This is a genomic window from Salipiger aestuarii, from assembly GCF_003259905.1.
Classification (GTDB): Bacteria; Pseudomonadota; Alphaproteobacteria; order Rhodobacterales; family Rhodobacteraceae; genus Salipiger; species Salipiger aestuarii.
In genome coordinates this window covers 1-26955 of sequence record NZ_QLMG01000022.1, presented here as the reverse complement: position 1 = coordinate 26955, position 26955 = coordinate 1, and the positions used below count along the sequence as shown (strand labels likewise).

The 26955-nt window shown below is 65.3% G+C and carries 22 protein-coding genes and 1 pseudogene; 9 read left to right on the top strand and 14 right to left on the bottom strand.

Features of this window, described 5'->3' with window-relative positions:
- Positions 1 to 79 precede the first annotated feature (79 nt).
- From ATI53_RS12495 to ATI53_RS12480, 4 genes are all read right to left on the bottom strand, one after another.
- Complete coding sequence (locus ATI53_RS12495) at positions 80 to 2311, bottom strand: pyrroloquinoline quinone-dependent dehydrogenase (protein ID WP_009505717.1); 2232 nt, start codon at positions 2309 to 2311, stop codon at positions 80 to 82.
- Between the two features lie 23 nt (positions 2312 to 2334).
- A complete protein-coding gene (locus tag ATI53_RS12490; RefSeq protein ID WP_111550546.1) occupies positions 2335 to 2736 on the bottom strand; it encodes a glucose dehydrogenase in 402 nt (133 codons plus the stop codon).
- A 256-nt stretch (positions 2737 to 2992) separates the two neighbouring features.
- On the bottom strand, positions 2993 to 4330 hold the full coding sequence (amtB, locus tag ATI53_RS12485) for an ammonium transporter AmtB (protein ID WP_009505719.1): 1338 nt from the start codon (positions 4328 to 4330) through the stop codon (positions 2993 to 2995).
- Positions 4331 to 4367: 37 nt separating this feature from the next.
- Positions 4368 to 4706, bottom strand: coding sequence for a P-II family nitrogen regulator (locus ATI53_RS12480; RefSeq protein WP_007794645.1), 339 nt, complete (start codon positions 4704 to 4706; stop codon positions 4368 to 4370).
- 254 nt (positions 4707 to 4960) lie between these two features.
- On the opposite strand from ATI53_RS12480, the gene ATI53_RS12475 reads away from it, so the two are divergent.
- From ATI53_RS12475 to rlmH, 4 genes are all read left to right on the top strand, one after another.
- Positions 4961 to 7144: a transglycosylase domain-containing protein gene (locus ATI53_RS12475; RefSeq protein WP_085953233.1), complete on the top strand. Its 2184-nt coding sequence runs from the start codon at positions 4961 to 4963 to the stop codon at positions 7142 to 7144.
- An 87-nt stretch (positions 7145 to 7231) separates the two neighbouring features.
- Positions 7232 to 9556, top strand: a complete 2325-nt coding sequence (locus ATI53_RS12470; RefSeq protein WP_111550545.1) for an aldehyde dehydrogenase family protein — start codon at positions 7232 to 7234, stop codon at positions 9554 to 9556.
- Between the two features lie 252 nt (positions 9557 to 9808).
- Positions 9809 to 10174, top strand: a complete 366-nt coding sequence (gene rsfS, locus ATI53_RS12465) for a ribosome silencing factor (protein ID WP_111550544.1) — start codon at positions 9809 to 9811, stop codon at positions 10172 to 10174.
- A gap of 18 nt (positions 10175 to 10192) precedes the next feature.
- On the top strand, positions 10193 to 10663 hold the full coding sequence (gene rlmH / locus ATI53_RS12460; protein ID WP_111550543.1) for a 23S rRNA (pseudouridine(1915)-N(3))-methyltransferase RlmH: 471 nt from the start codon (positions 10193 to 10195) through the stop codon (positions 10661 to 10663).
- Between the two features lie 280 nt (positions 10664 to 10943).
- Here rlmH and ATI53_RS12455 read toward each other — a convergent pair whose 3' ends face one another.
- A complete protein-coding gene (locus ATI53_RS12455) occupies positions 10944 to 11747 on the bottom strand; it encodes an undecaprenyl-diphosphate phosphatase (RefSeq protein ID WP_111550542.1) in 804 nt (267 codons plus the stop codon).
- A gap of 225 nt (positions 11748 to 11972) precedes the next feature.
- Here ATI53_RS12455 and ATI53_RS12450 point away from each other — a divergent pair, with 225 nt between their 5' ends.
- The 4 genes from ATI53_RS12450 to mtgA all read left to right on the top strand — a co-directional run bounded on the left by ATI53_RS12450 (position 11973) and on the right by mtgA (position 19650).
- Entirely contained in the window at positions 11973 to 13409 is a 1437-nt protein-coding gene (locus ATI53_RS12450; protein ID WP_111550541.1) for an NAD(P)-dependent oxidoreductase, read from the top strand.
- Positions 13410 to 13482: 73 nt separating this feature from the next.
- A complete protein-coding gene (locus ATI53_RS12445) occupies positions 13483 to 13920 on the top strand; it encodes a GFA family protein (RefSeq protein WP_034453047.1) in 438 nt (145 codons plus the stop codon).
- Between the two features lie 84 nt (positions 13921 to 14004).
- Positions 14005 to 18561 (top strand): glutamate synthase large subunit, encoded by a 4557-nt coding sequence (gene gltB, locus ATI53_RS12440; RefSeq protein WP_009505727.1) that lies wholly within the window; start codon positions 14005 to 14007, stop codon positions 18559 to 18561.
- Between the two features lie 432 nt (positions 18562 to 18993).
- Positions 18994 to 19650 carry a monofunctional biosynthetic peptidoglycan transglycosylase gene (gene mtgA, locus ATI53_RS12435; RefSeq protein ID WP_111550540.1) on the top strand — a complete coding sequence of 219 codons (657 nt, stop codon included), beginning with the start codon at positions 18994 to 18996 and terminating at the stop codon, positions 19648 to 19650.
- A 101-nt stretch (positions 19651 to 19751) separates the two neighbouring features.
- Here the strand turns inward: mtgA and ATI53_RS12430 are convergent, their stop codons facing one another.
- Positions 19752 to 20360, bottom strand: coding sequence for a GcrA family cell cycle regulator (locus tag ATI53_RS12430; protein ID WP_009505729.1), 609 nt, complete (start codon positions 20358 to 20360; stop codon positions 19752 to 19754).
- A 122-nt stretch (positions 20361 to 20482) separates the two neighbouring features.
- Between ATI53_RS12430 and ATI53_RS12425 the strand changes: the two genes are divergently transcribed.
- Positions 20483 to 21292: an ABC transporter permease gene (locus ATI53_RS12425; RefSeq protein ID WP_111550539.1), complete on the top strand. Its 810-nt coding sequence runs from the start codon at positions 20483 to 20485 to the stop codon at positions 21290 to 21292.
- Here ATI53_RS12425 and ATI53_RS12420 read toward each other — a convergent pair.
- From ATI53_RS12420 to ATI53_RS12390, 8 genes and pseudogenes are all read right to left on the bottom strand, one after another.
- The gene (locus ATI53_RS12420) at positions 21213 to 22163 is read right to left on the bottom strand and encodes a DMT family transporter (protein WP_111550538.1); all 951 of its coding nucleotides are present in this window, start codon (positions 22161 to 22163) and stop codon (positions 21213 to 21215) included. The two genes, ATI53_RS12425 and ATI53_RS12420, sit on opposite strands and share 80 nt — an antisense overlap.
- Positions 22164 to 22203: 40 nt before the next feature.
- Positions 22204 to 22716 (bottom strand): beta-barrel domain-containing protein, encoded by a 513-nt coding sequence (locus ATI53_RS12415; RefSeq protein ID WP_111550537.1) that lies wholly within the window; start codon positions 22714 to 22716, stop codon positions 22204 to 22206.
- 101 nt (positions 22717 to 22817) lie between these two features.
- Positions 22818 to 23108: a phage protease gene (locus ATI53_RS12410; protein ID WP_009505733.1), complete on the bottom strand. Its 291-nt coding sequence runs from the start codon at positions 23106 to 23108 to the stop codon at positions 22818 to 22820.
- Complete coding sequence (locus ATI53_RS12405) at positions 23105 to 24406, bottom strand: phage head morphogenesis protein (RefSeq protein WP_111550536.1); 1302 nt, start codon at positions 24404 to 24406, stop codon at positions 23105 to 23107. The genes ATI53_RS12410 and ATI53_RS12405 overlap by 4 nt, the downstream gene beginning before the upstream one ends.
- Positions 24403 to 25788 (bottom strand): DUF935 domain-containing protein, encoded by a 1386-nt coding sequence (locus ATI53_RS12400; RefSeq protein WP_111550535.1) that lies wholly within the window; start codon positions 25786 to 25788, stop codon positions 24403 to 24405. Before ATI53_RS12400 ends, ATI53_RS12405 begins: the two co-directional genes overlap by 4 nt.
- Before the next feature lie 285 nt (positions 25789 to 26073).
- Positions 26074 to 26250: a hypothetical protein gene (locus ATI53_RS23285; RefSeq protein WP_170134571.1), complete on the bottom strand. Its 177-nt coding sequence runs from the start codon at positions 26248 to 26250 to the stop codon at positions 26074 to 26076.
- 2 nt (positions 26251 to 26252) lie between these two features.
- Positions 26253 to 26477 carry a hypothetical protein gene (locus ATI53_RS12395; protein ID WP_111550534.1) on the bottom strand — a complete coding sequence of 75 codons (225 nt, stop codon included), beginning with the start codon at positions 26475 to 26477 and terminating at the stop codon, positions 26253 to 26255.
- A gap of 266 nt (positions 26478 to 26743) precedes the next feature.
- A pseudogene (locus tag ATI53_RS12390) lies at positions 26744 to 26869 on the bottom strand (IS5/IS1182 family transposase); the annotation flags it as partial.
- Positions 26870 to 26955 lie beyond the last annotated feature (86 nt).

Below are 26955 nucleotides of genomic sequence, written 5' to 3'. Positions count from 1 at the left end.
CCTCACCCCCGGAGTTTATCTGGCAAGATGAAGGGCGGGGGGATGCAAAGGGGCCGCGCGGTGACGCGACCCCGATACATCATGACCCCGAGGGCAGTTTGTAGGCGATCAGCGCATCGCCGACGGGCGCGCGCATGAAGTGGTGCCCGCCCGGTCCGATGACGACATATTGCACGCCGTCGACTTCGTAGCTGATCGGGTTGGCCTGACCGCCCTGATCCATCGCGTCGGACCACAGGGTTTCGCCCGTTTCCATGTCGATGGCGCGGAACAGGTTGTCGGTGGCGGCGCCGATGAAGATCAGGCCACCCCGGGTGATCACCGAACCGCCGTTGTTCGGGGTGCCGATCTTGATCGGCAGCATCGACGGGATCCCGAACGGGCCATTGCGGCGCGCGGTGCCAAGGGGGGTATCCCATACCTGTTCGCCGGTTTCCAGATCGACGGCGGTAATGCCGCCATATGGCGGCGACGTACAGGGCATCCCCGTCAGTTCCGATTGCCAGCCGGCGTTGACCTGGATGGCATAGGGGGCGCCGGTTTGCGGATCGCCGGCACCTTCGGCCCCGCCGGACCCTTCGTTGCCGGACTCGTTGATCGGCCGCCAGCCTGCGGCATCGGCGTCTTCGCGGGGCACCAGACGGTTGTAGTTGGGCACGTCGTTGTAGTTCATCACCATGAGCTTGCGTTCGGGGTCGATGGCGACCGATCCCCAATCGTTGCCGCCGTTATAGCCGGGGTACTGGATGTACCAATCGGTCGATGGCGGCGTCAGGTAGCCGTCGTATTGCGCCATCCGGAACCGGATGCGGCAGAACAGCTGGTCGATCGGGGTAAAGCCCCACATGTCCTGTTCGGTCAGGTCCGGTTTGCGGATACTGAAGAAATCCGACACCGGTTGGCTGTCGGCGATGAAGTCGGGTTCGATGTCGCCCTGCGGCACGCCGGTGATTTCGCCGACCGGGGTCAGCGGTTCGCCGGTTTCGCGGTTCAGGATGTAGACGTCGCCCTGTTTGGACGCGAGCAGCACCGCCGGGGTGCCCCGATAGTCGAGCAGGCTGGCCTGGCTGCCAAGGTCGTAATCCCACACGTCGTGGCGCACGGTCTGGAATTTCCACCGTTCCTCGCCCGTCGTGGCGTCGAGCGCGACCAGCGATGTGGCGTATTCGTTTTCCGCGTCAGAGCGGTTCGAGCCGTAGTAATCGACCGACGAGTTGCCAAGGGGCAGGTAAACCAGGCCGAGGTCTTCGTCGCCGGTTGCGGTGGTCCACATGTTGGGGGTGCCGCGGGTGTAGGTCCTGCCCTCGGGCGGGCCGTTGCGCATCTCGTCCGGCGCGGCGAGATCCCAGGCCCAGACCATGTCGCCGCTGCGCGCGTCATAGCCGCGAACCACGCCAGAAGGCGCGTCTTCGGCCTGGCCGTCCTTGACCTGCGCGCCGGTGACGACAACGCCGCGCACGATGGCGGGCGGGGCGGTCACGGCGTACCAGCCGGGGACCTTTTCCCCGATACCCTCCCACAGATCGACGTTGCCGTTGTCGCCGAAATCGGCGCAGGGCTCGCCCGTCTCGGTGTCGACCGCGATCAGGCGGGCGTCGATGGTGGCTTCTATCACGCGGGTGGCGCAGGCGTCGCCTTCGGCCTTGGCGGGGTCGGTCCAGACCGACACGCCGCGACAGGTCGCGCCATAGGGGATCGCCTCGGCGGGCACATCGGGATTGTAGCGCCAGTTCTCTTCGCCTGTTCTGGCATCGACCGAGATCAGGATGTTCATGGCGGTGCACATCAGCAGGTCGTCGCCGACCTTGAGCGGGGTGTTTTCGGGCGAATACTTGCCCTCGGTCTCGCCGGAGGGCAGATCGCCGGTGTGATACACCCAGGCCCGTTCGAGCTGCGCGACATTTTCGGGCGTGATCTGGTCAAGCGGAGAATATCGTTGCGCCCGTTCATCGCCGCCCCAGGTCGGCCAGTCGGCACCGACCTCGCGGGGAGTATTGGCGGGATAGGGCGCGGCGGCAAGCGGGTCCTCGGCCGGGGCCTGCGCCGAGTCGTCGGCGGCTTCTGGCGGCGCTTCCGGGGGCGCATCGGGCGCGGTCTCGTCGGCGGATGCGCCGGGGGCGGCGTCGGGCGCGGTCTGTTCCGCGGGCGCCGGGGGGGCGGTTTCGTCCGGGGTAATTACTGGAGCGTCCGGCGTGGCCGGGGCCTGTTCGGGCGTCACGCCGGTATCCTGCGCGACGGACGCAAGCGGGCTGACGGCAAGCGCCGCCCCAAGGGCAAGCGCCGAGATTGAGCGGGTGTAGGACTGTGTCATGGGGTCTCCTTGGGCGCGGCGGTTCACGGGCGGCGACGCTGCACACGGCTGATGTTCGGGAGGCAAAGCAGCAGCAGCACCAGGATCACCGTAGGGGCGACCATGCGCGGCACTTGCGCCCACCAGTCGGCGCCGACTTCCCACCAGGCCCAGACCAGCGTTCCGGCCCAGATCAGCAGATACAGCCACAGCGCCGTCGTGGAGCCGTGGTTCAGCAGGATGCCGGTGGCGATCAGCCCCGCCCCGGCGATGCCGTAATACCAGCTTCCGCCAAGCGCGATCAGCCAGATGCCTCCGGCGCAAATCACCAGCCCGAACAGGACGCAGATCCAGCCAAGCAGCAGCACACCCAGACCGGGGCGCGTGCGAGTCTCTTCGCCAGCGGCGGTTCGGTCGCTGCTGGTGTCAAATGTCGTGGTGGTCATACTGACCTCCCCTTCCGTCAATTCGTGCAGTTGCGGGCGGGCGAGATTCTGACATCTTCGCTCCCGCTAAAGGGGAAGGGCGTGAGCACCCGGAAGGTTCCCGCCGGGCCGGAAAAAAATGCGCATCGCGGCGGAACCTTTTGCAACATGCGGAATGTCGGGGGCGCGCCGGCGCAGGGGGGCGCGCACGTGAAAAAAAGGCCCGAGCGCGAACGCCCGGGCAGTTGGTCACGAAAGGCTGAAAGGAAGGAGGAAATCAGCCCTTGGAGAACTCGGGGTAGGCTTCCATCCCCAGCTCGCCCATGTCGAGACCGGTGATTTCCTCCTCTTCGCTGACGCGGATACCCATGACGAGCTTGAGGACGAACCAGGTCACGCCCGAGGCGATCAGGGTGAAGATGCCGACCACGACGATGCCGTAAAGCTGCGTGCCGAAAGACGCATCAGCGTTGGTGAAGGCCACCGCGATGGTGCCCCAGATGCCGCAGACGAGGTGCACCGGGATGGCGCCGACCACGTCGTCGATTTTCATCTTGTCCAGCATCGGGACAACGAAGACCACGATGATACCGCCGATGGCGCCGATCAGAGTCGCGGCCCCCAGGCTTGGGGTCAGCGGTTCCGCGGTGATCGACACAAGACCGGCCAGCGCGCCGTTCAGCACCATGGTAAGATCCGGCTTCTTGTACATGATCTGCGTCAGGATCAGCGCCGCGATGGCACCGCCGGCCGCCGCCGTGTTGGTGTTGGCAAAGATACGCGACACGTCGGCGACATCGCCCACCGTGCCCATCGCCAACTGCGAGCCGCCGTTGAACCCGAACCAGCCGAGCCACAGGATGAACGTCCCCAGCGTGGCAAGGGTCAGGTTCGAACCGGGCATCGGAATGGTCATGCCGTCGCGGTATTTTCCGATGCGCGGACCAAGGATCAGCGCGCCCGCCAGAGCCGACCAGCCACCGACCGAGTGCACGACCGTGGAACCGGCGAAATCAAGGAAGCCAGCTTCGTCCAGGAAACCGCCGCCCCACTTCCAGGATGCCTGAAGCGGATAGATGAACGCGGTCAGCACGATCACGAAGATCAGGAAGGGCCACAGCTTGATGCGCTCGGCCAGGGTACCCGAAACGATCGACGCGGTGGTCGCGCAGAACATCAGCTGGAAGAAAAAGTCGGATCCGGTCGAGGCATAGCCGTAATCGTCGGCCGCATCTGCGGTCACGCCGACGGCTTCCAGCACGCCGGGGCCCCAGACGCCCGAAATCACGCCATCCATCGACCATGTGCCCAGCGGATACATCAGGTTGTAACCGATCAGGTAGTAAAAGATCGCGGCCAACGAAAACAACGCGATGTTCTTCATGCACTGCATGGCGACGTTCTTGGACCGCACGAGCCCCGCTTCGAGCATCGCGAACCCTGCCGCCATGAAGAAAACGAGAAAGCCGCCGACGAGAAAGAGCAGCGAGTTAAGGATGAAGACGGTGTCGGTCGACGCGTTCACGCCCGCGACGGGGCCGTCATCCTGTGCCAGGCCCAGGGTCGGCAGCGCGATCAGCGCGGCAACCGGGGCAAGTACCTTGAGAAGTTTCATGTTCCTGTTGTCCCTTGTATCCGGATGTCCCGAAGGATCAGATCGCGTCCGCGTCGGTTTCGCCGGTGCGCACGCGCACCGCCTGCGCGACGTCCAGCACGAAAATCTTGCCGTCGCCGATCTTGCCGGTCTGCGCGGTCTTGGTAATCGTCTCGACGACCTGGTCGGCCATGGAAGCGGCCACCACGATCTCAAGCTTGATCTTCGGCACGAAGTTCACCGCGTATTCGGCGCCGCGATAAATTTCCGTGTGGCCGGACTGCGAGCCGAAGCCCTTGATTTCGGTCACCATCATACCGCGCACGCCGATACCGGTGAGCGCCTCGCGCACCTCTTCGAGCTTGAACGGCTTGATCGTCGCAATGATCAGTTTCACCTTGGTCCCTTTCGTTTGGCAGACCGCTGCCTGCATTCGCAGCAGCAGAAGGACGCCAGTCATCGGAAATTTGAAAGAATGGGGGCTTGCATGACGTTGGTCGCCTCCCATGATGCACTGTTTATGTGCACAAAGTCCGTCATAGCGCATTTTTTGTGCTTCTTAAAAAGTCGATATTGTGACCCTTTCTGCGTCTACATCCCGGCCCAAAGCCGTTATCCTGCGGCAAAACAGACAAGGCCGGGCAGAGACAGATGAGTGATTCAGGCCGGGGAAAACGACGGCTGGTGGCCGATCGCCGCCATTCCAGCAAGACGCCGCCCCCCCCCCCGAAGACCGCCAAGACATCCGGTGGCAAACCGCCGCGGCGCAAGGCGCCCGCACGCAAGCGCAACCCGATCGCGGCCCTGTTTGCAGGGGTTTTCCGCTGGGTATTCGGGCTGATCTGGAGCGTCGTGTGGCGGGTGAGCGCGGTGATCGCCCTGCTGGTGGCGCTTGGCGTGGGATATTTCTACAGCACGTTGCCCCCCTTGGGCCAATTGCTGGACGGGCGCGCGCGCGGCTCGGTCACGCTGCTGGATCGCAACGACGCGATCTTTGCCTGGCGCGGCGATCAATACGGCGGGGCGGTGACGGCGGACAGCGTGTCGCCGCATCTGCGCAACGCCGTGATCGCAACCGAAGACAGGCGGTTCTACCGTCATTTCGGGGTGTCGCCGCGCGGGGTGGCCGGCGCCATTCGCATCAACCTGTCCGAAGGGCGCGGGCCGCTGTCTGGCCACGGCGGATCGACCATCACCCAGCAAACCGCCAAGCTGCTGTGCGTCGGGCAGGAATTCGACCCCGACGTCTGGAAGACCGAATCCGACTATCTGTCCGACTGCCGCGCAGGGTCGTTGGCCCGCAAGGGCAAAGAGGCGCTTTATGCCCTCGCGATGGAGTTGAAATATACCAAGAACGAAATCCTTTCGATCTATCTCAACCGCGCGTACATGGGCGGCGGTGCCTACGGGGCAGAGGCGGCATCGGAGCGGTATTTCTCGAAACACGCGGGTGAGCTGAACCCGCAGCAAGCGGCGATGCTTGCCGGCCTGCTGACCGCGCCTTCGACGCTGTCGCCCACCAGCAACCTTGAACGCAGCCAGGCCCGCGCCGCGACCGTGCTGCGCCTGATGGAAGATCAGGGCTACCTGACCGCCCGGCAGGCCGAGGCTGCCCGCGCCAACCCCGCCACCCTCTCGGACGAGGCCGAGCGCAAGCTGGGCGGATATTTCGCCGATTGGGTGATGTCGACCGGGCCGGAATATTTCACCCGCGACACCACCGAGGACGTGGTCATCAACACCACGCTCGACCCAAAACTGCAACGCGCCGCCGAGACGGCGATGAACGTGGTCTACAGCGAAAAGGTCACCAAGCCGGGATCCGTCGTCGAGGCGGCGATCGTGGTGATGTCTGCCGACGGCGCGGTGCGCGCCATGGTCGGCGGCAAGAAAACCGGCGTGTCCGGCGTGTTCAACCGCGCCACGCAGGCCAAGCGCCAGACCGGGTCCAGCTTCAAGCCGTTCATCTACGCCACCGCGCTCGACATGGGCTATTCGCCCTATGACACGGTGGTGGACGAACCGTTCTGCATGAACATCCCCGGATCGGGGCAATGGTGCCCCAAGAACTACACCAACAACTTCAAGGGTCGGGTGACGCTGGCCGACGCGCTCAAGAATTCGCTGAACATCCCGGCGATCAAGATTTCCGAAAGCGTCGGACGGGACCTGGTGCAGAAGGTGGCCAGCGGGTTCGGCATCCAGTCCGACCTGAACGACAGCCCCGCCATGGCGCTTGGCACGTCCGAGGCATCGCTGCTGGAAATGACGGGGGCCTACGCGGGCTTTCTGAACGGTGGGTCGGCGGTGGCCCCCTATGGCCTGCGCCAGTTGCGGCTCAAGGGCGATTCGACGCCGCTGATGGGCTCGGGCGGCGGCATCAAGGAACGGGTGATCCAGCCGGAAGCTGCCGGTCAACTGACCTGGATGATGGAAAAGGTCGTCTCCGAAGGCACGGGCCGGCGCGCTCTTCTGCCCGACGGGCGGCCCGCCGCGGGCAAGACCGGCACGTCGAACGACGCGCGCGACGCGTGGTTCATCGGCTTTACCGCCGATTATGTGGTCGGAGTGTGGATGGGCAACGATGACAACTCGCCGCTTTCGGGAGTCACCGGCGGCGGCCTGCCCGCTGACATCTGGCGCGAGACCATGTCGCGGGTCACCGAAGGGCTGCCGATCTCGCCCCTGCCCGCCATCGCGCCCACCCGGCCCGAGCCGCAGGTTGTCGAACAGCAACCCCAGCCACAGCAGCGCGCGCCCGACCCGGAACCCGAACGCCGGCGCCGCGACAACATCATCCAGCAGGTCCTGAAGGATCTGCTTGGCGGGTTCTGACGCGACGACCCGTTGCGCGGGGGCTGGCCTTTGCCGTCCCCGCGCGCTCTAACAGCGTATCGCCCCCTGACGCGGAGGAGACCGGCAATGAGCGTGAAAGAGATTTTCGAGACCATGGAATACGGCCCCGCCCCCGAAAGCGCCGCCGAGGCTCTTGCCTGGCTCGTCGATCAGGGCGCCCGCTTTGGTCCGTTCATCGCGGGCAGCTTTGCGCCGCCGGGCATCCTGTTCGAAACCCGCAACCCGGCCACCGGCGAGGTGCTGGCCTCGATCACGCAAGCGACGCAAGACGATGTGGAGGCCGCCGTCGCCGCCGCGCGCCGCGCCCAGCCAGCGTGGGAAGACATGGGCGGGCCTGCGCGGGCGCGGTTCCTTTATGCGCTGGCGCGGTTGTTGCAGAAACACGCGCGGCTGTTCGCGGTGCTGGAAACGCTGGACAACGGCAAGCCGATCCGCGAGTCACGCGACATCGACCTGCCGCTTGCGGTGCGTCATTTCTATTACCACGCCGGGTCCGCCCAGTTGATGGCATCTGATCGCGCCGCCATGGGTGTCTGCGCGCAGATCATCCCGTGGAATTTCCCGCTGCTGATGCTGGCATGGAAGGTCGCGCCGGCGCTTGCCATGGGCAATACCGTGGTGCTGAAGCCCGCGGAATGGACCTCACTGACCGCCCTGCTGTTCGCCGACATCTGCCGTCAGGCGGGCCTGCCCGACGGGGTGGTCAACATCGTCACCGGCGATGGCCGCGTGGGCGAAATGCTGGTGCAGGCGGAAGTGGACAAGATCGCCTTTACCGGCTCGACCGAGGTGGGCCGCGCCATTCGCACCGCGACGGCTGGCAGCGGCAAGGCGCTGACGTTGGAACTGGGCGGCAAATCCCCCTATATCGTGTTCGAGGACGCCGATCTGGACAGCGCGGTCGAAGGGCTGGTCGATGCGATCTGGCTGAATCAGGGGCAGGTCTGCTGCGCCGGGTCGCGCCTGCTGGTGCAGGAAGGCATCGCCGAGCGGTTTCACGCCAGGCTGCGCGCCCGCATGGATGGGCTGCGCATTGGCGATCCGCTGGACAAATGTATCGACGTGGGCGCGATCATCGACCCCGTACAGCGCGACCGCATCGCGCAGATGGTGGCAGGATCCGATGGCACGATCCACCAGACCGCCGCCTGCCCAGAAGGGTGCTTTTTCCCGCCAACGCTGATCACCGGGCTGTCGTCGGCCTCACCGCTGATGCAGGACGAAATTTTTGGCCCGGTATTGGTCGGCACCACCTTCCGCACCCCATCCGAGGCGGTACAGGTCGCCAATGACACGCGCTACGGCCTTGCCGCCAGCATCTGGTCCGAAAACATCAACACCGCACTGGATGTCGCGCCGAAACTGGCGGCGGGGGTGGTCTGGATCAACGGGTCCAACATGTTCGACGCCGCCGTGCCGTTCGGGGGCTTGCGCGAAAGCGGTTTTGGCCGCGAGGGCGGCCCCGAGGGGCTGGCCGCCTATACCCGCCCCGTGCGCGCCCCCGAACGGCTGGCGCCCATCGCTCCCCTTGCTGGGGACGAGTCCGAGCCGCAGCCGGTGGACCGCACCGCAAAGCTGTATATCGGCGGCAAGCAGGCCCGCCCCGACAGCGGCCATGCCAGCAACGTCTTTGATGCCAAGGGCCGCCTGATCGGTCAGGCCCCCATCACCAGTCGCAAGGACATCCGCAACGCGGTCGAAGCCGCGCGCGCCGCCTCTGGCTGGGCCGCCGCCCCCGCGCATAACCGCGCGCAGGTGCTGTATTACATCGCCGAAAACCTGCACGCGCGAGCGGGCAGCCTTGCCGCGCTCATCGACCGGCTGACCGGTGGCACCGATGGCGCGGACGAGGTGTCGCTCGCCGTCAGCCGCCTGTTCAGCGCCGCCGCCTGGGCCGACAAGTTCGACGGGCGCATCGCGCAGGCTCCGCTGCGTGGCGCGGCATTGGTGACGCGCGCGCCCTGCGGTGTGATCGGCGCCTTCTGTCCCGACGCCGGCCCGCTGCTGGGCCTTGTGTCGGTCATGGCCCCGGCCATCGCCATGGGCAACCGGGTGGTGCTTGTCGCCTCCCGGCCCTTTCCACTGGCGGCGCTGGAATTTGCCCATGTGCTGGAAGGCTCCGACGTGCCGGGCGGCGTGGTCAACATTCTGACCGGCCCGCACGTCGACCTCGCCCCCACCATGGCGCAGCATATGGACATCGACGCGGTCTGGAGCTTTTCCGGCGCCGATATTTCCGAAGCCATCGAACAGGGCGCGGCGGCATCGCTCAAGCGCAGCTGGGTGAATGACGGGTTGGCGCGCGACTGGTGGTCTCCCGAGGGTGAAGGCCCAGAATTCCTGGAACAGGCGACCGAAGCGAAATCGCTGTGGATTCCCTGGGGCGCCTGAGGTATCGCCCCCTGATCGGCACGGCGCCGCCACGCCCGAAGGTCCTGACCTTGCGACAGAAACGGGCGGATGCGCCGCATTCTGCCTTTCGGACAGGCGCAACCCTGGCCGTCATCATTGAGATTTCACATCTTCGATGCTATCTTTTTACTACGCCCGGCGCCGGGGTGGCTTTCGGCGCTTGTCTTAAAGGAGGACGATGTCCTGTCACTTACTGCCGACGCGGCACATGCCGCTGAGCCGGGGCTGGCCATGAACGGCCCCCCCCGATCCGAGGTCACCGGCGAGCAGATCCTCGCGACGATCCTCGCCAGTCTCGACGACAACAAGGCCGAAGAGGTCGTGCAGATTGACCTGCACGGCAAGACCGCTGTCTGTGACCAGATGGTGATCTGTTCGGGTCGCTCGTCGCGCCAGGTTGCGGCCATCGCCGACAACGTGGTCGAAGACCTCAAGCACAAGCTTGGTATTCTGTCCAGAATCGAAGGTCAGGATACCGGCGACTGGGTGCTGATCGACACGGGCGACGTCATCGTCCATGTGTTCCGCCCCGAGGTGCGCGAGTTCTATCAGCTGGAAAAGATGTGGATGCCGCTCGCACGGACCGCAAGCGCCTGATCCGCCGAAAGGACGCCCATGCGCGTGCATCTTTGCGTCGTGGGGCGCCTGCGGGCCGGTCCGGAAAAGGATCTGGTCGATGACTACCTCCGGCGGTTCGATCGCACGGGGCGGGCGCTGGGGCTTGGCCCCGCCTGCCTGACCGAGGTCGACGACCGCAAGGGCGGCGGCATGGCGGGCGAGGCCAATCTGTTGCGCCGCGCCCTGCCCTCGGGCGCGTGGCTGTGCGTTCTGGACGAACGCGGGGCGGTGATGTCCTCGCCCGATTTCGCCGGTCGGCTGGAGTCGCTGCGCGACAACGGCACGCAGGATCTGGCGTTTGTCATTGGGGGCGCGGACGGGATCGACCCCGCGCTGCGCGCCGACGCGGACATGGCCATTTCCTTTGGGCAGATGGTGTGGCCGCACATGCTGGTGCGGGCGATGCTGTGCGAACAGCTTTACCGCGCCGCGTCGATCCTAGCGGGCGGCCCCTATCACCGGGCGTGACGCCGTCCTGGGATAACGATTTTCCGGCTGGTTTCCGCCCAATGCACCGAGCCTGCGGCAGAGTTCCGCTTGCGCCGACGCAAGAGGTATCGGACCACCATTGCCAGCAGCGATCCCTTTGATCTAGCACGGTCTTCAGGACGTGTCGGGCTGCCACTTGCACACGCGCCGCTGTGCCGGCCACCCTGTCCCTTAGCGGTCTATCCCCGGCTGCGCCCGGCGGGCACAGAATTTCAGCCCCGAAAAGCTCCCCAGCTTTTCGGGGCCTTTTCCCGGACGCTCAGGTGTAAACCCACAACAGCAGCCCCGCCCCCAGCAGCACCCGGTAGATGACATAGGGCGTGAAGCTGACCGACTGCAGCAGCCGCATCATCAGAGCCAGCGCCGCCAGCGCCGCGCCAAAAGCGAACACCGCCCCGATCAGCCCGTCGATGGCGACCTGGGCGTTCGCCTGCCCCGCGACATCCGCCGCCAGCAGCACCCCCGACGCAAGGATCGTCGGAATCGACATCAGCATCGACAGCTTCGCCGCATCGTGCCGGGTGTAGCCCATGAACCGCCCCCCGGTGATGCAGATCCCCGACCGCGATGTGCCCGGAAACAGCGCGACCGTCTGCCATAAACCCATCTTGAATGCCTCGCCCAGCGTCCAGTCCGCCTCGGTCTTGATCGCGGCGCCTTTCTGGTCGGCCCACCACAGCAGGATGCCGAAACCCAGCATTGTCCAGCCGATCACCACGACCGAACGCAGCTGTGCGTCGATCCCGGTAAGTTTCAGCACCATCCCCGCGATCACCACCGGGATCGTCGCGATTCCCAGCCCCAGCGCAAGACGCGCACCCGGCGTGTCCCGCCGACCGCGCCCCAGATCGGCCAGCCCCCGCAGCCCCGTGCGCACGTCGGCCCAGAAGTACAGGATCACAGCCGCCAGCGTGCCCAGATGCACCGCGACGTCGATGGCGAGGCCCTGATCGGCCATGCCCGTCAGGTTGGGCAGCAGGATCAGGTGACCCGACGAAGAAATGGGCAGGAATTCGGTGATTCCCTGGATCAGCGCCAGGAGGATCAGTTGCAGCATTGGCATCAGGAATATCCTCCGGATAGGCTCGGGCATGTCTATATCCCCGCCGGGTGACGAGTGGAAGACACCCTATAGGTCCGTATCGGACATATTATTCGTCCGAATTGGCGGAAGCTGCAGCGCAAGCGGTGCAATAATGTGAATATAGGTCAGTCATTCTGACTTTTATTCCCCGCGGGCTTTGTATATGACGCAGTTGACCAAGGACTTGCCCGGAGACCCAGGAACATGGCGAAGCAGCCGATGCTCAAATTCACCAAGATCTCGCGCGGGATGCCCGAAAAGCGGGATGCCTCCGTCAGGAACAAGGATTTTGACGAGATCTACGCCGGCTATGCCGACGCGAAAGCCGAAGAGCAGGCCAGCCGTTGCTCGCAATGCGGCGTGCCCTATTGCCAAAGCCACTGCCCGCTGCACAACAACATCCCCGACTGGCTGCGCCTGACGGCGACCGGCCGGCTGAAAGAAGCCTACGAGATCGCCCAGTCGACCAACACCTTCCCCGAAATCTGCGGACGGATCTGCCCGCAGGATCGCCTGTGCGAAGGCAATTGCGTCATTGAACAATCGGGTCATGGCACCGTGACCATCGGATCGGTCGAGAAATACATCACCGATACCGCCTGGGCCCAAGGCTGGGTCACCCCCGCCGCGCCCGCGGTCGAACGCCGCGAAAGCGTCGGCATCATCGGCGCCGGGCCCGGCGGGCTTGCGGCCGCTGACATGCTGCGCCGTGCCGGCGTGCAGGTCACGGTTTACGACCGTTACGACCGCGGGGGCGGGTTGCTGACCTACGGCATCCCCGGTTTCAAGCTGGAAAAGGATGTGGTGATGCGCCGCGTCAAGCAGCTTGAAGACGGCGGCGCGCGCTTTGTCTTCAACTGCAACATCGGTGAAACCCTGTCGTTCGAGGACATCCGCGATCAGCATGACGCGGTCATCATCGCCACCGGCGTATACAAAAGCCGCGATCTGCATGGGCCCGGCGCCGGGGCGTCCGGCATCGTCAAGGCCATCGACTATCTGACCGCCTCCAACCGCGCCTCGAACTTCGGCGACACGGTTCCCGAATTCGAATCCGGCGAACTGAACGCCGCCGGAAAGAAGGTCGTGGTGATCGGTGGCGGCGACACCGCCATGGATTGCGTGCGCACTGCGATCCGCCAGGGCGCCACGTCGGTGAAATGTCTGTATCGCCGCGACCGCGCCAACATGCCGGGCAGCCAGCGCGAAACCCAGAACGCCGAGGAAGAGGGCGTGGTGTTCGAATGGCTGACCGCGCCCAAGGGCTTCAGGGGCGACACCGTCGAGGCGGTCATCGTGGAAAAGATGCGCCTGGGCCTGCCCGACGCGACGGGGCGCCAGTCTCCCGAGGTGATCGAGGGGTCGGATTACGAAGAACCCGCCGATCTGGTCATCAAGGCGCTTGGGTTCGAACCCGAAGACCTGCCCGGCCTCTGGGGCGCGCCCGAACTCGAGGTCACCCGCTGGGGCACGATCAAGGCCGAATTCACCAGCGGCCGCACCACATTGCCGGGCGTCTATGCGGTGGGCGACATCGTGCGCGGCGCCAGCCTTGTGGTCTGGGCGATCCGCGACGGGCGCGACTGCGCCGAACATGTGCTTCAGGATTTCGACAGGCTGGCGGCGATCGCGGCGGAATGATCCGCCCGATGCCCGTCCGGCCGCGTCACGACCGACAGATGACAAAGCCGCGCCGCGCGGCCAGGGAGGCGTCATGACGGAACAAACAGGATCTTGCATGTGCGGCGCGGTGCGCTTTACCGCGCGGTCCATAGGCGGCTTCGGCGTGTGCCATTGCGAACAATGCAGGCGCTGGACGGGGTCCGCGCTATTCGCCGCAACGGTGCCTGAAACCGACATGGTGATCGCGGGCGGGGCGGTGATCCGCACGTTCCGGTCATCGGCCTGGGCCAGCCGCGCCTTCTGCGGGGTCTGCGGGGCGACGCTTTGGTACCGGTTCGATCAGGGCCGCGACGGCACCGGGAACTACGAGGTGGCCATCGGGCTGCTGGACGACGCCGGCGCGCTGGAACTTGAACGCGAGATATTTGCCGATCAGCAACAGGATTGCTGGCGGCTTGCCGGGGATCACGTCCGCATGACGCGGGCGGAAACCCTGGCGAAATACGGGACGCAGCTCGAAAACGACTGAGCCCCGCACAGAACCCAACCGGCGCCGCGCCGGTCCCGAAGAACCCTGGCCGCGACAGGCGGCCCCGCATGGAGGTGCAATGCCATGACCACATATGACCAGACCACATATGACCAGACCTGGGCCGCCGCCGAGCAAGCCAAGCGCAAGTGGATGGAAGAAAACGCGATGTTCCGCGAGGAACACGAACATTCGTCCTGTGGTGTCGGCCTTGTGGTCAACATCAACGGCAAGCCCTCGCGCAAGGTGGTCGAGGCGGGCATCACCGCGCTCAAGGCGATCTGGCACCGCGGCGCGGTGGATGCGGATGGCAAGACCGGCGACGGCGCCGGCATCCATGTTCAGATCCCCGTCGCGTTTTTCTATGACCAGATCGAACGCACCGGCCATGCCCCGCGCAAGGATGAACTGATGGCCGTGGGTCAGGTGTTCCTGCCCCGCACCAACTTTGGCGCGCAGGAAACCTGCCGGACCATCGTGGAAACCGAAGTGCTGCGCATGGGCTATTACATCTATGGCTGGCGCCACGTTCCGGTGTCGGTCGATTGTCTTGGCGAAAAGGCCAACGCCACCCGCCCCGAGATCGAACAGATCCTGATTTCCAACGCCAAGGGCGTGGATGAGGAAACCTTTGAACGCGAGCTTTATGTCATTCGTCGCCGCATCGAAAAGGCGGCCGTCGCGGCGGGCATCAACGAAGTGTACATCGCATCGCTGTCCTGTCGCAGCATCATCTACAAGGGCATGATGCTGGCCGAGCAAGTCAGCGACTTCTACCCCGATCTGCAAGACGAACGGTTTACCTCGGCCTTTGCGATCTATCACCAACGGTATTCCACCAACACCTTTCCGCAGTGGTGGCTGGCGCAACCGTTCCGGATGCTGGCCCATAATGGTGAGATCAACACCATCAAGGGCAACACCAACTGGATGAAAAGTCACGAGATCCGCATGGCGTCCGCCACGTTCGGGGACATGGCCGAAGACATCAAGCCGATCATCGCCAACGGCGCGTCCGATTCCGCCGCGCTGGACGCGGTATTCGAGGTGCTGGTGCGCGCGGGCCGCAATGCGCCCATGGCGAAAACCATGCTGATCCCGGAATCCTGGTCGAACCAGGCGGTCGAACTGCCGCAGGCGTGGCGCGACATGTATTCCTATGTCAACGCGGTGATGGAACCCTGGGACGGCCCCGCCGCGCTGGCCATGACCGACGGACGCTGGGTCTGTGGCGGGCTTGACCGCAACGGCCTGCGCCCGATGCGCTATGTGGTCACCGGCGACGATCTTCTGATCGCCGGGTCCGAGGCGGGCATGGTCCCGGTGGACGAGGGCACGGTACGTGCCAAGGGCGCGCTAGGACCGGGCCAGATGATTGCCGTCGACATGGAAGAGGGCAAGATCTACCGCGACACCGAAATCAAGAACCGTCTTGCCGCCTCGCAGCCGTTTGGCGAATGGGTCGGACGGATCAGCGATCTGGACGCGGCGCTTGCCGGTGTAAGCGAAAAGGCGATATTCACGGGCACCGACCTGCGCACCCGCCAGATGGCCGCCGGCTACACCATCGAGGAACTGGAACAGGTCCTTGCCCCCATGGCCGAGGATGCCAAAGAGGCGCTCGCCTCGATGGGGGACGACACGCCGTCCGCCGTTCTGTCCAAGAAATATCGCCCGTTGTCGCATTTCTTCCGGCAGAATTTCAGCCAGGTGACCAACCCGCCGATCGATTCCCTTCGCGAATTCCGGGTGATGTCGCTGAAAACGCGATTTGGCAACCTCAAGAACGTGCTGGACGAATCCAGCGCGCAGACCGAAATCCTCGTGCTGGACAGCCCGTTTGTGGGCAATGCCCAGTTCGATGAGCTGTTCCGGCATTTCAACGCCGGTCTGGTGGAAATCGACTGCACCTTCCCGGTGAACGGTGGCGAAGGCGCGCTGCGCGAACATCTGGCGCGCATTCGCGCCGAGGCCGAAGATGCGGTGCGTTCGGGCGGCGGACATCTGGTGCTGACCGATCACCACCAGTCGGCGGACAAGGTGGCGATGCCGATGATCCTCGCCACCAGCGCCGTGCATTCGTGGCTGACGAAAAAGGGGCTGCGCACCTTCTGTTCGCTGGGCGTGCGGTCGGCGGAATGCATCGACCCGCATTACTTTGCCGTGCTCGTCGGCTGCGGTGCCACCATCGTGAACCCGTACCTTGCCGAAGACAGCCTTGCCGACCGTATCGACCGCGGCCTGCTGGACGGCACGCTGACCGAAAACGTCGCCCGCTACCGCGAGGCCATCGACCAGGGCCTGCTCAAGATCATGGCCAAGATGGGCATATCGGTGATCTCGTCCTATCGCGGCGGTCTGAACTTCGAGGCGGTGGGCCTGTCCCGCGCCATGGTGGCGGAATATTTCCCCGGCATGCTGTCCCGGATTTCCGGCATCGGCGTGCATGGCATCCAGCAAAAAGCCGAGGAAATCCACGCGCTTGGCTTCACCGGCAACCGCGACGTGCTGCCCATCGGCGGCTTTTACAAGGCACGCAAGTCGGGCGAGACCCACGCCTGGGGCGCGCAGACGATGCACCTGATGCAGGCCGCCTGCAACAAGGCATCCTATGAGCTGTGGAAGACCTATTCCAAGGCGATGCGGGCCAACCCGCCGATCCACCTGCGCGACCTGCTGGACATCAAGCCGCTGGGCAAGTCGATCCCGATCGAAGAGGTGGAATCCATCACCTCGATCCGCAAGCGGTTCGTGACGCCGGGCATGTCCCTGGGCGCCCTGTCGCCCGAGGCCCACAAGACGCTGAACGTCGCGATGAACCGCATCGGCGCGAAATCCGACTCTGGCGAGGGCGGCGAAGATCCGGCGCATTTCGTGCCCGAACCCAACGGCGATAACCCGTCGGCCAAGATCAAGCAGGTCGCCTCGGGGCGTTTCGGCGTCACGGCGGAATACCTCAATCACTGCGAAGAGCTTGAAATCAAGGTCGCACAAGGCGCCAAGCCCGGCGAGGGCGGCCAGTTGCCGGGCATGAAGGTCACCGACCTGATCGCCCGCCTGCGCCATTCGACCAAGGGCGTCACACTGATCTCGCCCCCGCCGCATCACGACATCTATTCCATCGAAGACCTCGCGCAGCTGATCTACGACCTCAAGCAGATCAACCCGCGCTGCAAGGTGACGGTGAAACTGGTGGCCTCCAGCGGCGTCGGCACGATTGCCGCCGGGGTGGCCAAGGCCAAGGCAGACATCATCCTGATCTCGGGGCATAATGGCGGCACGGGTGCCTCGCCCGCGACGTCGATCAAGCACGCCGGTCTGCCCTGGGAAATGGGCCTGACCGAGGCGCATCAGGTTCTGGCGATGAACAAGCTGCGCGACCGCGTGACGCTGCGCACCGATGGCGGGCTGCGCACGGGGCGCGACATCGTCATGGCCGCGATGCTGGGCGCCGAGGAATACGGCATCGGCACCGCCGCGCTGATCGCCATGGGCTGCATCATGGTGCGCCAGTGCCAGTCCAACACCTGCCCCGTCGGCGTGTGTACCCAGGACCCGGAACTGCGCGAAAAGTTCACCGGCAACGCCGACAAGGTGGTGAACCTTATCACCTTTTATGCCACCGAAGTGCGCGAGATCCTTGCCAGCATCGGCGCGCGCAGTCTGAACGACGTGATCGGGCGCGCCGATCTGCTGCATCAGGTGTCGCGTGGATCGGAGCATCTGGATGACCTCGACCTCAACCCGCTGCTGATCCGCGTGGATGGGGCCGACGACATCGTCTACGACCGCAACAAGCCCCGGAACCCGGTACTGGACACGCTGGATGCGGAAATCGTCCGCGACGGGCACCGCTTCCTGGAAGACGGCGAAAAAATGCAACTGTCCTATGCGGTGCAGAACACGCACCGCACCGTGGGCACGCGCACCTCGTCGCATATCGTGTCCAAGTTCGGCATGCGCAACGCGCTGCAACCCGACCACCTGCACGTCAAGCTGACGGGCAGCGCGGGACAATCGCTGGGGGCCTTTGCCGCGCCGGGGCTGAAACTGGAAGTGTCCGGCGATGCCAACGATTATGTCGGCAAGGGCCTGTCGGGAGGCACCATCGTGGTACGCCCGCCGATGATGTCTCCGCTCAAGGCCGAGGCGAACACGATTATCGGCAACACCGTCCTGTACGGAGCGACCGATGGCTACCTGTTCGCCGCCGGGCGCGCGGGCGAACGGTTCGCGGTGCGCAACTCGGGTGCCAAGGTCGTCGTCGAGGGCTGCGGCACCAATGGCTGCGAATACATGACAGGGGGAATCGCGGTGATCCTTGGTCCCATCGGCGCCAACTTCGGCGCGGGGATGACCGGCGGCATGGCGTATCTGTACGACCCCAGCGACGAAGCCAGCGACATGATGAACCTTGAAAGCATCGTCACCTGCCCCGTCACGGTCGCCCATTGGGAAGCCGGGTTGAAGGATCTGATCGAACGCCACGCGGCTGAAACCAACAGCCGCAAGGCGCTGGACATCCTGCAAAACTGGGCACTGGAAAAGGACAATTTCCTTCAGGTCTGCCCCAAGGAGATGCTGAACAAGATCGCGGCGCCGCTGAGCATCGAGGGCGATCTGGCGATGCCCGCGGAGTAGACCGCGCAACAGACCTCAGACGAACCGCCTGAACGCCCGAAGCCTGCTTCGGGCGTTTGCCGTTTCAGGGCTGCGATTGCGGCCCCTGACGGCCGGATGTTTGCGCGGCGGGCCCCGGTGTCGGGATCATAAAGGATTTGTTCCGATTCCATCGCCTAATATGAGGACGGTGTAAGGTAACAGGTAACGTTCTGGCCGGTCCTTTGTTTTCCGGCCTGGACCCCGGCGCGCTTCGGCGTGCCGGGTCTTTCGGGAAACGACCGGCCTCCCTGTTTGCCCGATGCGGTTGCTGGGTGCTTTCCCGTCGCCGCGACGGCGTGTACATCTGGGCCCATGGCGCGAGCGGCAAAACCAAAATCATCCCCGGCGAAACCGGCGCGGACTGCGCGCAAGGCGGTGCCCGCACCGCGTCCGCGCCCCGGACGCTGGCTGATGGGGATGCTGACGCGTCTGCTGCTGATTGCAGTCGCGCTGCTGCTGTTGGTCGTGCTGCTGTTCAAGGTCGTGAACCCGCCGATAACCTACACCATGTGGTCCGAAGGCAAGCGGCTGGGCGCCCCCGTGGATCACGCCTGGGTCGCTGCCGATGACGTGGCCCCGGTCATGCTGCGATCCGTCGTCGCCGCCGAGGATGCCAATTTTTGCACCCATTGGGGATTCGACATGACCGCCATCCGCGCCGCCATCGAATCGGGCGGCAACCGCGGTGCATCGACGCTGTCACAGCAGGTGGTCAAGAACGTCTACCTCTGGCAGGGGCGCAGCTGGGTTCGCAAGGCGCTTGAGGCGCTGACGACCCCCGTGGTCGAGGCCGTCTGGTCCAAGCGCCGAATTCTCGAAGTCTATCTGAACGTGGCGGAATTCGACGAAGGCGTGTTCGGCATCGAAGCGGCGGCGCGCCATTATTTCGGCGTTGCACCGGACGCGCTGAGCGCGACGCAGGCCGCGCGACTGGCGGCGATCCTGCCCGACCCCAAGCGGCGGTCGGCCGCGCGCCCGTCGACGTTCGTGCAACGCCGGTCGGGCCAGATCCGCGACGGCGCCGCGACAATCCGGGCGGACGGGCGCGCGGCCTGTTTCGAAGACTGAGGCGCCGGGCCTGCATGACGCAGACACAAGACCCGGATCGCACCGGGGTCTTGGCGATCTGGCCGGCCTGTGATCTGGCCGACCTGATCGGGAGGGCGCGGCTAGCGGCGCCGGTCGCGGCGCGACGACATCGGCTGGAACGCCACGCCCACATGCGCCTCGCAATAGGGCTTGCCCTGTTGCACCGGCAGACCGCAGAACCAGAAGTGATCGGTTGCCGGGTCGCCGACCGGCCATTTGCAGGTGCGTTCGGTCAGTTCCATCAGCGTCAGCTTCTTGGCCTTCTTTTCGATCTCGCTGACCTTGGCCAACGCCTCGGGGCTGATCTCGTTGGCCGAGGGCTGCGGCGGCAGGGGCTGGCCCGCCGGGATGATCCTGTTGCGCGCGGACACCGAAACCGAAGGAACGGTCACCGTCTCCTGGTCCGTTTCGGGGGCGGCTTCGGCTGGCTTGGGCGCGGGGCGCGGGCGCACGGCTTCTTTCGGAGCGGGCGCCTTGGGCTTTTCGACGGGGGCCACCGGGGCCGCCGCAGCAGATGCGGCCGCAGCCGCTCCGGTGCCGCCGGTTCGGTTCGACAGGCCCAGCCGGTGGACCTTGCCGATCACCGCGTTGCGCGTGACGCCGCCAAGCTCCTTGGCGATCTGGCTTGCGGACTGGCCTTCCGACCACATCTTCTTCAGGAGCTCGACGCGCTCATCGGTCCAGGACATCGTTCTTCCTCATTGAAAAAGGCGGCCCGACTGCTGGGGCCGCCTGGAAATTCCGCGGGTCACGCTATTGTAGTCATCACAATCCGAGTTACAAGCCACGCGCAGCGATGAAAGGCCCCACAATGACCGAGATTCCGCAACGCGAACCCGGAGAACGGCGGTTCGGCGCCGTCAACTGGCTAGGACTGTACACGCTTTGCCGCCGCGAGGTGTTGCGCTTTACCACCGTCTGGACCCAGACGCTGCTGGCGCCGCTGGTGACGGCAGGGCTTTTCCTGGTGATTTTCACCATCGCTCTCGGGCCGGGACGGGGGGCTGTGATGGGCGTGCCGTTCACCAGCTTCATCGCGCCGGGCATCCTGATGATGACAGTGATCCAGAACGCCTTTGCCAATACGTCGTCGTCCCTCGTGATTTCAAAGGTCCAGGGCAACATCGTCGATACGCTGATGCCGCCGCTTGCCCCGTTCGAGCTGGTGCTGGGCTATCTGGCGGGCGGCATGGCGCGCGGGCTGTTCGTGGCTGCGGCGATTTCCGCGGGGCTGGCGATTTCCACAGGGCTGGTCCCGCATCACCCGCTGGTGTTGCTGGTGTTCGTGCTGCTGGGCGCTGCGTTCATGTCGGCGCTGGGGATGCTGGCGGGGCTGTGGTCGAACAAGTTCGACCAGATGGCGGCGATCACCAACTTCATCATCACGCCGCTGGCGTTCCTGTCGGGCACCTTTTATTCGGTCGAGGCGCTGCCCGCCGGAATGTACGAAGCGACGCATTTCAACCCGGTGTTCTATTTGATCGACGGGGCGCGCTACGGCATGCTGGGCGTGTCGGATGCCAACCCGGCGACCGGATTCGTCATCGCGGCGGGCGCGACTCTGGTGGTACTGCTGGCGGCATGGGCACTGCTGCGGACCGGCTGGCGGCTGAAGGCATAGCACGCGGCCTGGCCCGCGACTCGCGCCAGGCCAGCAGCCCTGCCCCCGCGACGATGACGCAACCGCCCAGCACCGACACCGCGTCGGGAAGCACACCAAAGATCGCCGCATCATAGCCCGTGGCGAACACCAGCGTCGCGTACCAGAAGGGCGAGACAAAGCTGGCATCCGCCCGCCGCAGCGCCTGAATGAAACAGGTCTGCGCGCTGGCCATCAGCGCGCCGATTCCCGCCAGCGCCACCCATTGGCCGGGGGTGGGCATCTGCCAGACCGCCAGCGCGGCGGTACTGGCGATACCCGTGCCGACCAGGTTGTTGACCAGCAGGATCTGGAACGGCCCCTCGCGCCCGGTGAGCCGCTTCGTCACCACCAGTTCCGCCCCCAGACACAGCGCCGCCCCCAGCGCCAGCAGGGCGGCGGGCTGGAACGCCTGCGGTGTGGGACGCAGCAGGATCATCGCGCCGGTCACCGCGATCACCGCGGCGGCAACCCGCCAGCGCCCGACCTTTTCCCCCAGAAACGGGATCGCCAGCAACATCCCCACCACGGGATTCAGAAAACTGATCGCGGTGGCATCGGCGAGCGGGATGAAGGCGGCAGCGGCGAACAGGAAACTGATCCCGCCCCAGCCCAGCACCACCCGCCCCGCGTGAACCGCCCAGGCGGGCCGGGTAAAGCGCGGGCGCAGCACCAGTGCCGCCGCCGTAAACGTCAGCAGCGCAAAGACGAAACGCCCCTGACTGATCTGTAGCGGGTGCAGCGGGGGGCCCAACACTTCGGTGCCGAGCGTCTTGGCAAGCAGCGTCGTGCCCGCGACAAAAGCAGACGCACACAGCGTCAGCAGCGCCGCCAGGGATGGGTTCTGTGTCATCCGCCCTGATCTGCGCCGGTTCGCGCACCAAGGCAAGCGGTTACGCCTCGCGCGAGTTGTAACGCGGCTTGAGCAGGCATTGCAGAATGGCCTTTTCGCCGATGTACAGTTCGGCATCGGCCATCATGCGGGGGCCGACTTCGACGCTGACGTGTCCGTTGCTCATGGCGGACAGGTTGACCTTGACCGTTGCCTTGCAATGGAGGCCCGGCTCGGGGGGGCGGTCATCCCCGAAGGTGTTCGCATTGATGACGTCGACCCGCCCCATGAGCCCGCCGCAGATGGTGCAACCATGGGCGGTCAGCTTGATCGTCGCCTGTTGGCCGGGGCGGATATTGGCGATGTTTCCGGGCTTTACCTGTGCTTCGACGTACGGCTCGCCGTCCAGCGGAGTGATCTTCATGATCTCTTCGCCGGGGCGCACGACGCCGCCAACGGTGGTCACGTTCAGCCCTGTCACAACCCCAAGCAAGGGCAACAGCAACACCTTCCGGTTCAGCTGATCGCGCGATGCCTTGAGGTTCTGGCGCAGCGTCACCAGTTCCTTGCGCATATCGGAGAGTATTCCTGCGCGCGCGTCAGTTCCGCCCGCGTGACGATTTCATCGTGGCGAGCACGGGCATCGGCGTATTGCGTGCGGGCCCGGGTGGCCTGTCAGCCTGCGGGCGCCAAGGTTGGCGACTGCGGGGCCGATGCGGCCCGGTGGTCGAACTCGGCCAGATCCTTCGAGGCGCGTTGGGTGGCCCAGTCTTCCATCGCCGGCGTCAGCTTGCCCGCGTCGCGCGCGGTCTGCAGATCGGTAACGGTGCTGACCGCAAGCGTCACGACCTTGCGACCGCGGCTGTCCTTCAGCCGGAACGACCCGACGGGGATCAATTCGATCCGGTCGGTAGTCTCGGCGGGCAGCGGCGCGAGATCGGGTTCTGGGCGGATGATGATCTTCATGACGACAGCCTTTCGATCAGGCTGGCAAATCGCGCGAAAAGATCGCGCATCCGGCCCGTGATGCTGAAATCGTAACGGATCACGCCCCGCCGCTCAAGGTAAAGCGCAAACGCATGAAGGCTAACATGGTCGCGGTCCACCTGATCGAGATCCGGAGCTTCCGCCGCGAGCAGACCGATGGCCCGGTGTGCGAACGCGGGCGGATGCGCGCCCAGCAGCTCCTTGCCGGGGCGGGCCCGCCAGTTCGAACCGCCGGGGGAGACAGCCAGTATCGATCCCGCGCGGGGATTGCCGAGCACTCTTAGATCCTGAAGCGAAAGCGGCGTTTCTGTCTGGTGGCTGTGAAGCAAATCCGCGCGACCGGCACCCAGCTCGGTAAGTGCAGCGTCGACGGAAACCCGATCCGGGGTCTCGGGATCCGCATCCTTCAGCACCACCCGATCCGGGGCGTCCGTGACGACAAGGCTCTCGCGGCCAAGGCTCGTCTGGCGCAGGCGCATCGCCTGAACGATCCCGCCGATCCGGGCGCGGTCTTCGGGGTCTGCGCCGGGCATGACCTCGGCCACGCGGTCCCTGATGTCCAGCCAGGCGGCGCCAGGATTGCTGTCGAAACCGGGGGGAATGCCCTTCGCCACCAGCTGCTCTTCGCCGGTGCGCTTGTTGGTCCAGGGCTGTTCCTCAAGGTCGATCGGATCCGACACGCTGCGCCCGTTGCGTTTCATCCAGCCTTCGGTGCGCTGGATCACGGTGCAGCCGCAGAAATAGCCGTTGGGGGGATAGATCCGGCGCCAGATCGGATCGTCGACGCGCCAGATCTTGTCATGATACCGTTCGTGATCGTGGCGTTTGGACGGACGTTCGATCTGGATGTAGTGCAGGTAGGGAAAGGCTTTCTTCGTCCGCTCGATGCGCGCCCAATGCCCAGCGGCATGGGCGGTGCGCATGTTGGTGTCGAAGATCGTGCGCAGCCGGCGCATCGAGCCAAGCTGAACCTCTTGGGTCTCTCCGGTCAGCGGATCGTCCATGAGGGCGCGGCCCCACCAGCCCGCCTTGACCAGTTCGGGTTTCAGATCGGCCTGGAACTGCGCCAGCGTGCGCCCCTCGGACAGGGAGCAGTCGAACTGGGCGCGGATGGTTTCCAGCACGTCGTCGCGCATGGCCTTGGCCACCACGAAATCCCGCGCATGATCCTCGCGCCAGTGGTCGCGATAATCGAATCGGTTCAGCTGCGGCGCCAGCCCCTTGGAGCGCCAGAAGGCGATGGCATCGCGCGGGGGAAGCGGCTCGAGCGTGATCACCTGGTTACCTGCGCGCCCAGCTCGCCCGCCAGCCGCGCGGCATAGGTCGAGCGGGTCAGCAGATCCTGCATCGGGCCCGCGGCGGGATCATCGGCGAAGGCGGACAGGATGTCCCGGACCTCTTCGATCGACTGCGCCCCGGCCAATGCTTCGAGAAGTGGCCCGATCTCGCTTTGCATCGCCTCTTCCAGATCGCCTTCGGAAATCAGCGCGTCGACCAGGGCGTCGATGCTGTCTTTCGGGGCTGGCGTGTCGTCACGCGAGGCGGCGATGCGCACCGGCGGATCTGCCGGCGGCGTTGCAACGGCCGGATCGCCCAGCACCTCCTCGTCGTCGTCGGGTTGGCGCAGATTGAAGGCGCGATAGACATCGGCGGTGGCGATGCGCAGCCCCGGCGGGCGCTTTTCGATCAGGTTCAGCAGCGCCTGCGCATCGACCGCATCTTCCATCTCGAAGCGGATGTTCGGCAAAGGCACGGCGCGATCGGCGCGGAACAGCACCCGGCGCAACGCCCCCGCGATGTCGCGCTGAAGCGTTGCCGCCAGCTGCTCGGCGTCCGCGTCGCGGATGTCGTCGCGCACAGCCTCGTGGATCTTGCCGACCGCATGCCCGCCCGCGATCGCGTCGGTGGTCGCAACCTGGCCAAGCACGCCCTTTGACAGCTGCTCATCCCACCAGCGGGCGTTGCCTTCATAGAGCTTGTCGGATCCTGCCTGCGACGCGCTGACGATATCGACGTCCATCGACTGCGGAATGATCGCCGCCATGTCCACGCCGATCTGGCGCACGGCGCGCAGCAGGGTCTGGCGATCCTGCGGCGAGGCTGAGGCGTCATATTTGCCCAGGCGCAGCGGGTGGCCGTAAGCCTCGCAGAAGATGTGCCAATCCTTGATCGTGTAGTTCTTGAACAGGTAGCCCCAGGCGGCAAGTCGGGCGAGCCCGCCGCGGATCGGCAGGCCGGATTTTGCCTTGGCCATATGGATCACATAGCTGTCGGGGCGCAGTGGCTGCGGGCCGGCATTGTCGCGCAGATAAAGATGCCGCCCGTTGTCCTTGTCGAATTCGAACCAGCGCGGATCGACCCATTCAAGATCGGCGATGGTCAGCGCGCCGCCGATCCGGGCCCAGACGATCTCGCAGACCGAGTAGCTCTTGCCGATCGCGTCCATGACGTCGATCAGCGTGGTACGCACCGCCGCCGAGTTCAGCACCTTGCGCGTGACCTCTGCCAGCTCGGCGGCCCCATCGGTTTCATCTCCGGGCTCGACATGCAGCTCGAGCGAGCGGATCGCGCGTTTGCGCACCCCCAGCACGGCCGAATAATGCAGATCCTTTTCTTCCATCTGCTCGGCCAGTTCGAGATAGGCGGTGGCATCGCCCATCTCGGCCGCACGCAGGATTGCCGCCAGGCGCGGCGGTGCCGGTCAGGGTCACGCCAACCGTATCTTCCCCGTGGTTGACGACATTGTCGCTCTCATCCGGATCAGTGGATAGCGTCACCATGGTTTCGCTTTCCACTGCGGACGCGCCCACAGTGCTTGCGATGTTTTCCCCCGCTTCCGTCGCGGTGGTGCCGTAGCTGCCCGGTTCAAGCCCGGTGCAGGTTGCGGTCCAGCTGCCGGCTTCTGTCATCTCGGCCTGTTGCACGAGGCCCCCCAGGTCGACCATCACCGTCGCGCGCAGCTCGGCTGCGCCCGACCGCAAAGGCCATCGGTTAGCTCCTGGACGTTGACCGTGTCATCGCCCGTGGTCGGGATATTGGTGATCGTGACCGAGGTGATCGTGTCCGCATAGAGGCGGCCCGTGGCGCTGGCGGCGTTGCCCACGGCGTCGGTCGATGCCACCGTCAGATCGGACGCATAGGCGCCGGGGGGATGCGGCCTCCGGGCACGAGCACCGCCCTGGTGGCGCCCTCGCCCACGGTCGTGGACGGCGTCCGTCCGAACACCCCGACCGACACGCTGTCGCCCGAGGTCGCGGTGCCGGCGATGGCAATGCCGCCTTCGGCTTCGGCAGCGTTGATCCGGTCATCTCCGGTCAGTGGTAGGCCGGGCAGCGCAAGGCTTCCCACGGTGTCGATCTGCGGCGGCCGAGGTGGTTTGCAACACGTTGCCCGCCCGGTCGACCGTGGTGGCGCCGATCTTGACCAGGTGTTCGCCGCCCTCGATGGCAGCGCGGACGATAATGACCGCCCACGCGCCGTCATCGCATGCCACGGTCTGGTAATCGGAGGCGCCAAAGATCAGCGTGACCCCGGCGCCCGGCGTGCCGCCGCCGGTGACCGGCGTTGTTGCAGACCTCCCGCCTGAGGCGTGATTTTCCGTTATCCCGCTGACGTTATGCCACGCGGATGATCGCGGCGGTGCCGAGGGCGTTGAAGCGGTTCATAAGGGCGACACGAATGTGGATCTCGGCGGTCTGGCGGTCGGGGTCTCTTGTGGCGATGCGTTCGCCGAATGCCTTAGAGTCCGTCCGAGATCATATCCTTTCTTGGCAAAGCCTTCGCAGCATTGATCGAATGGACGCCCATCGCAGGAACGCCAATGCGT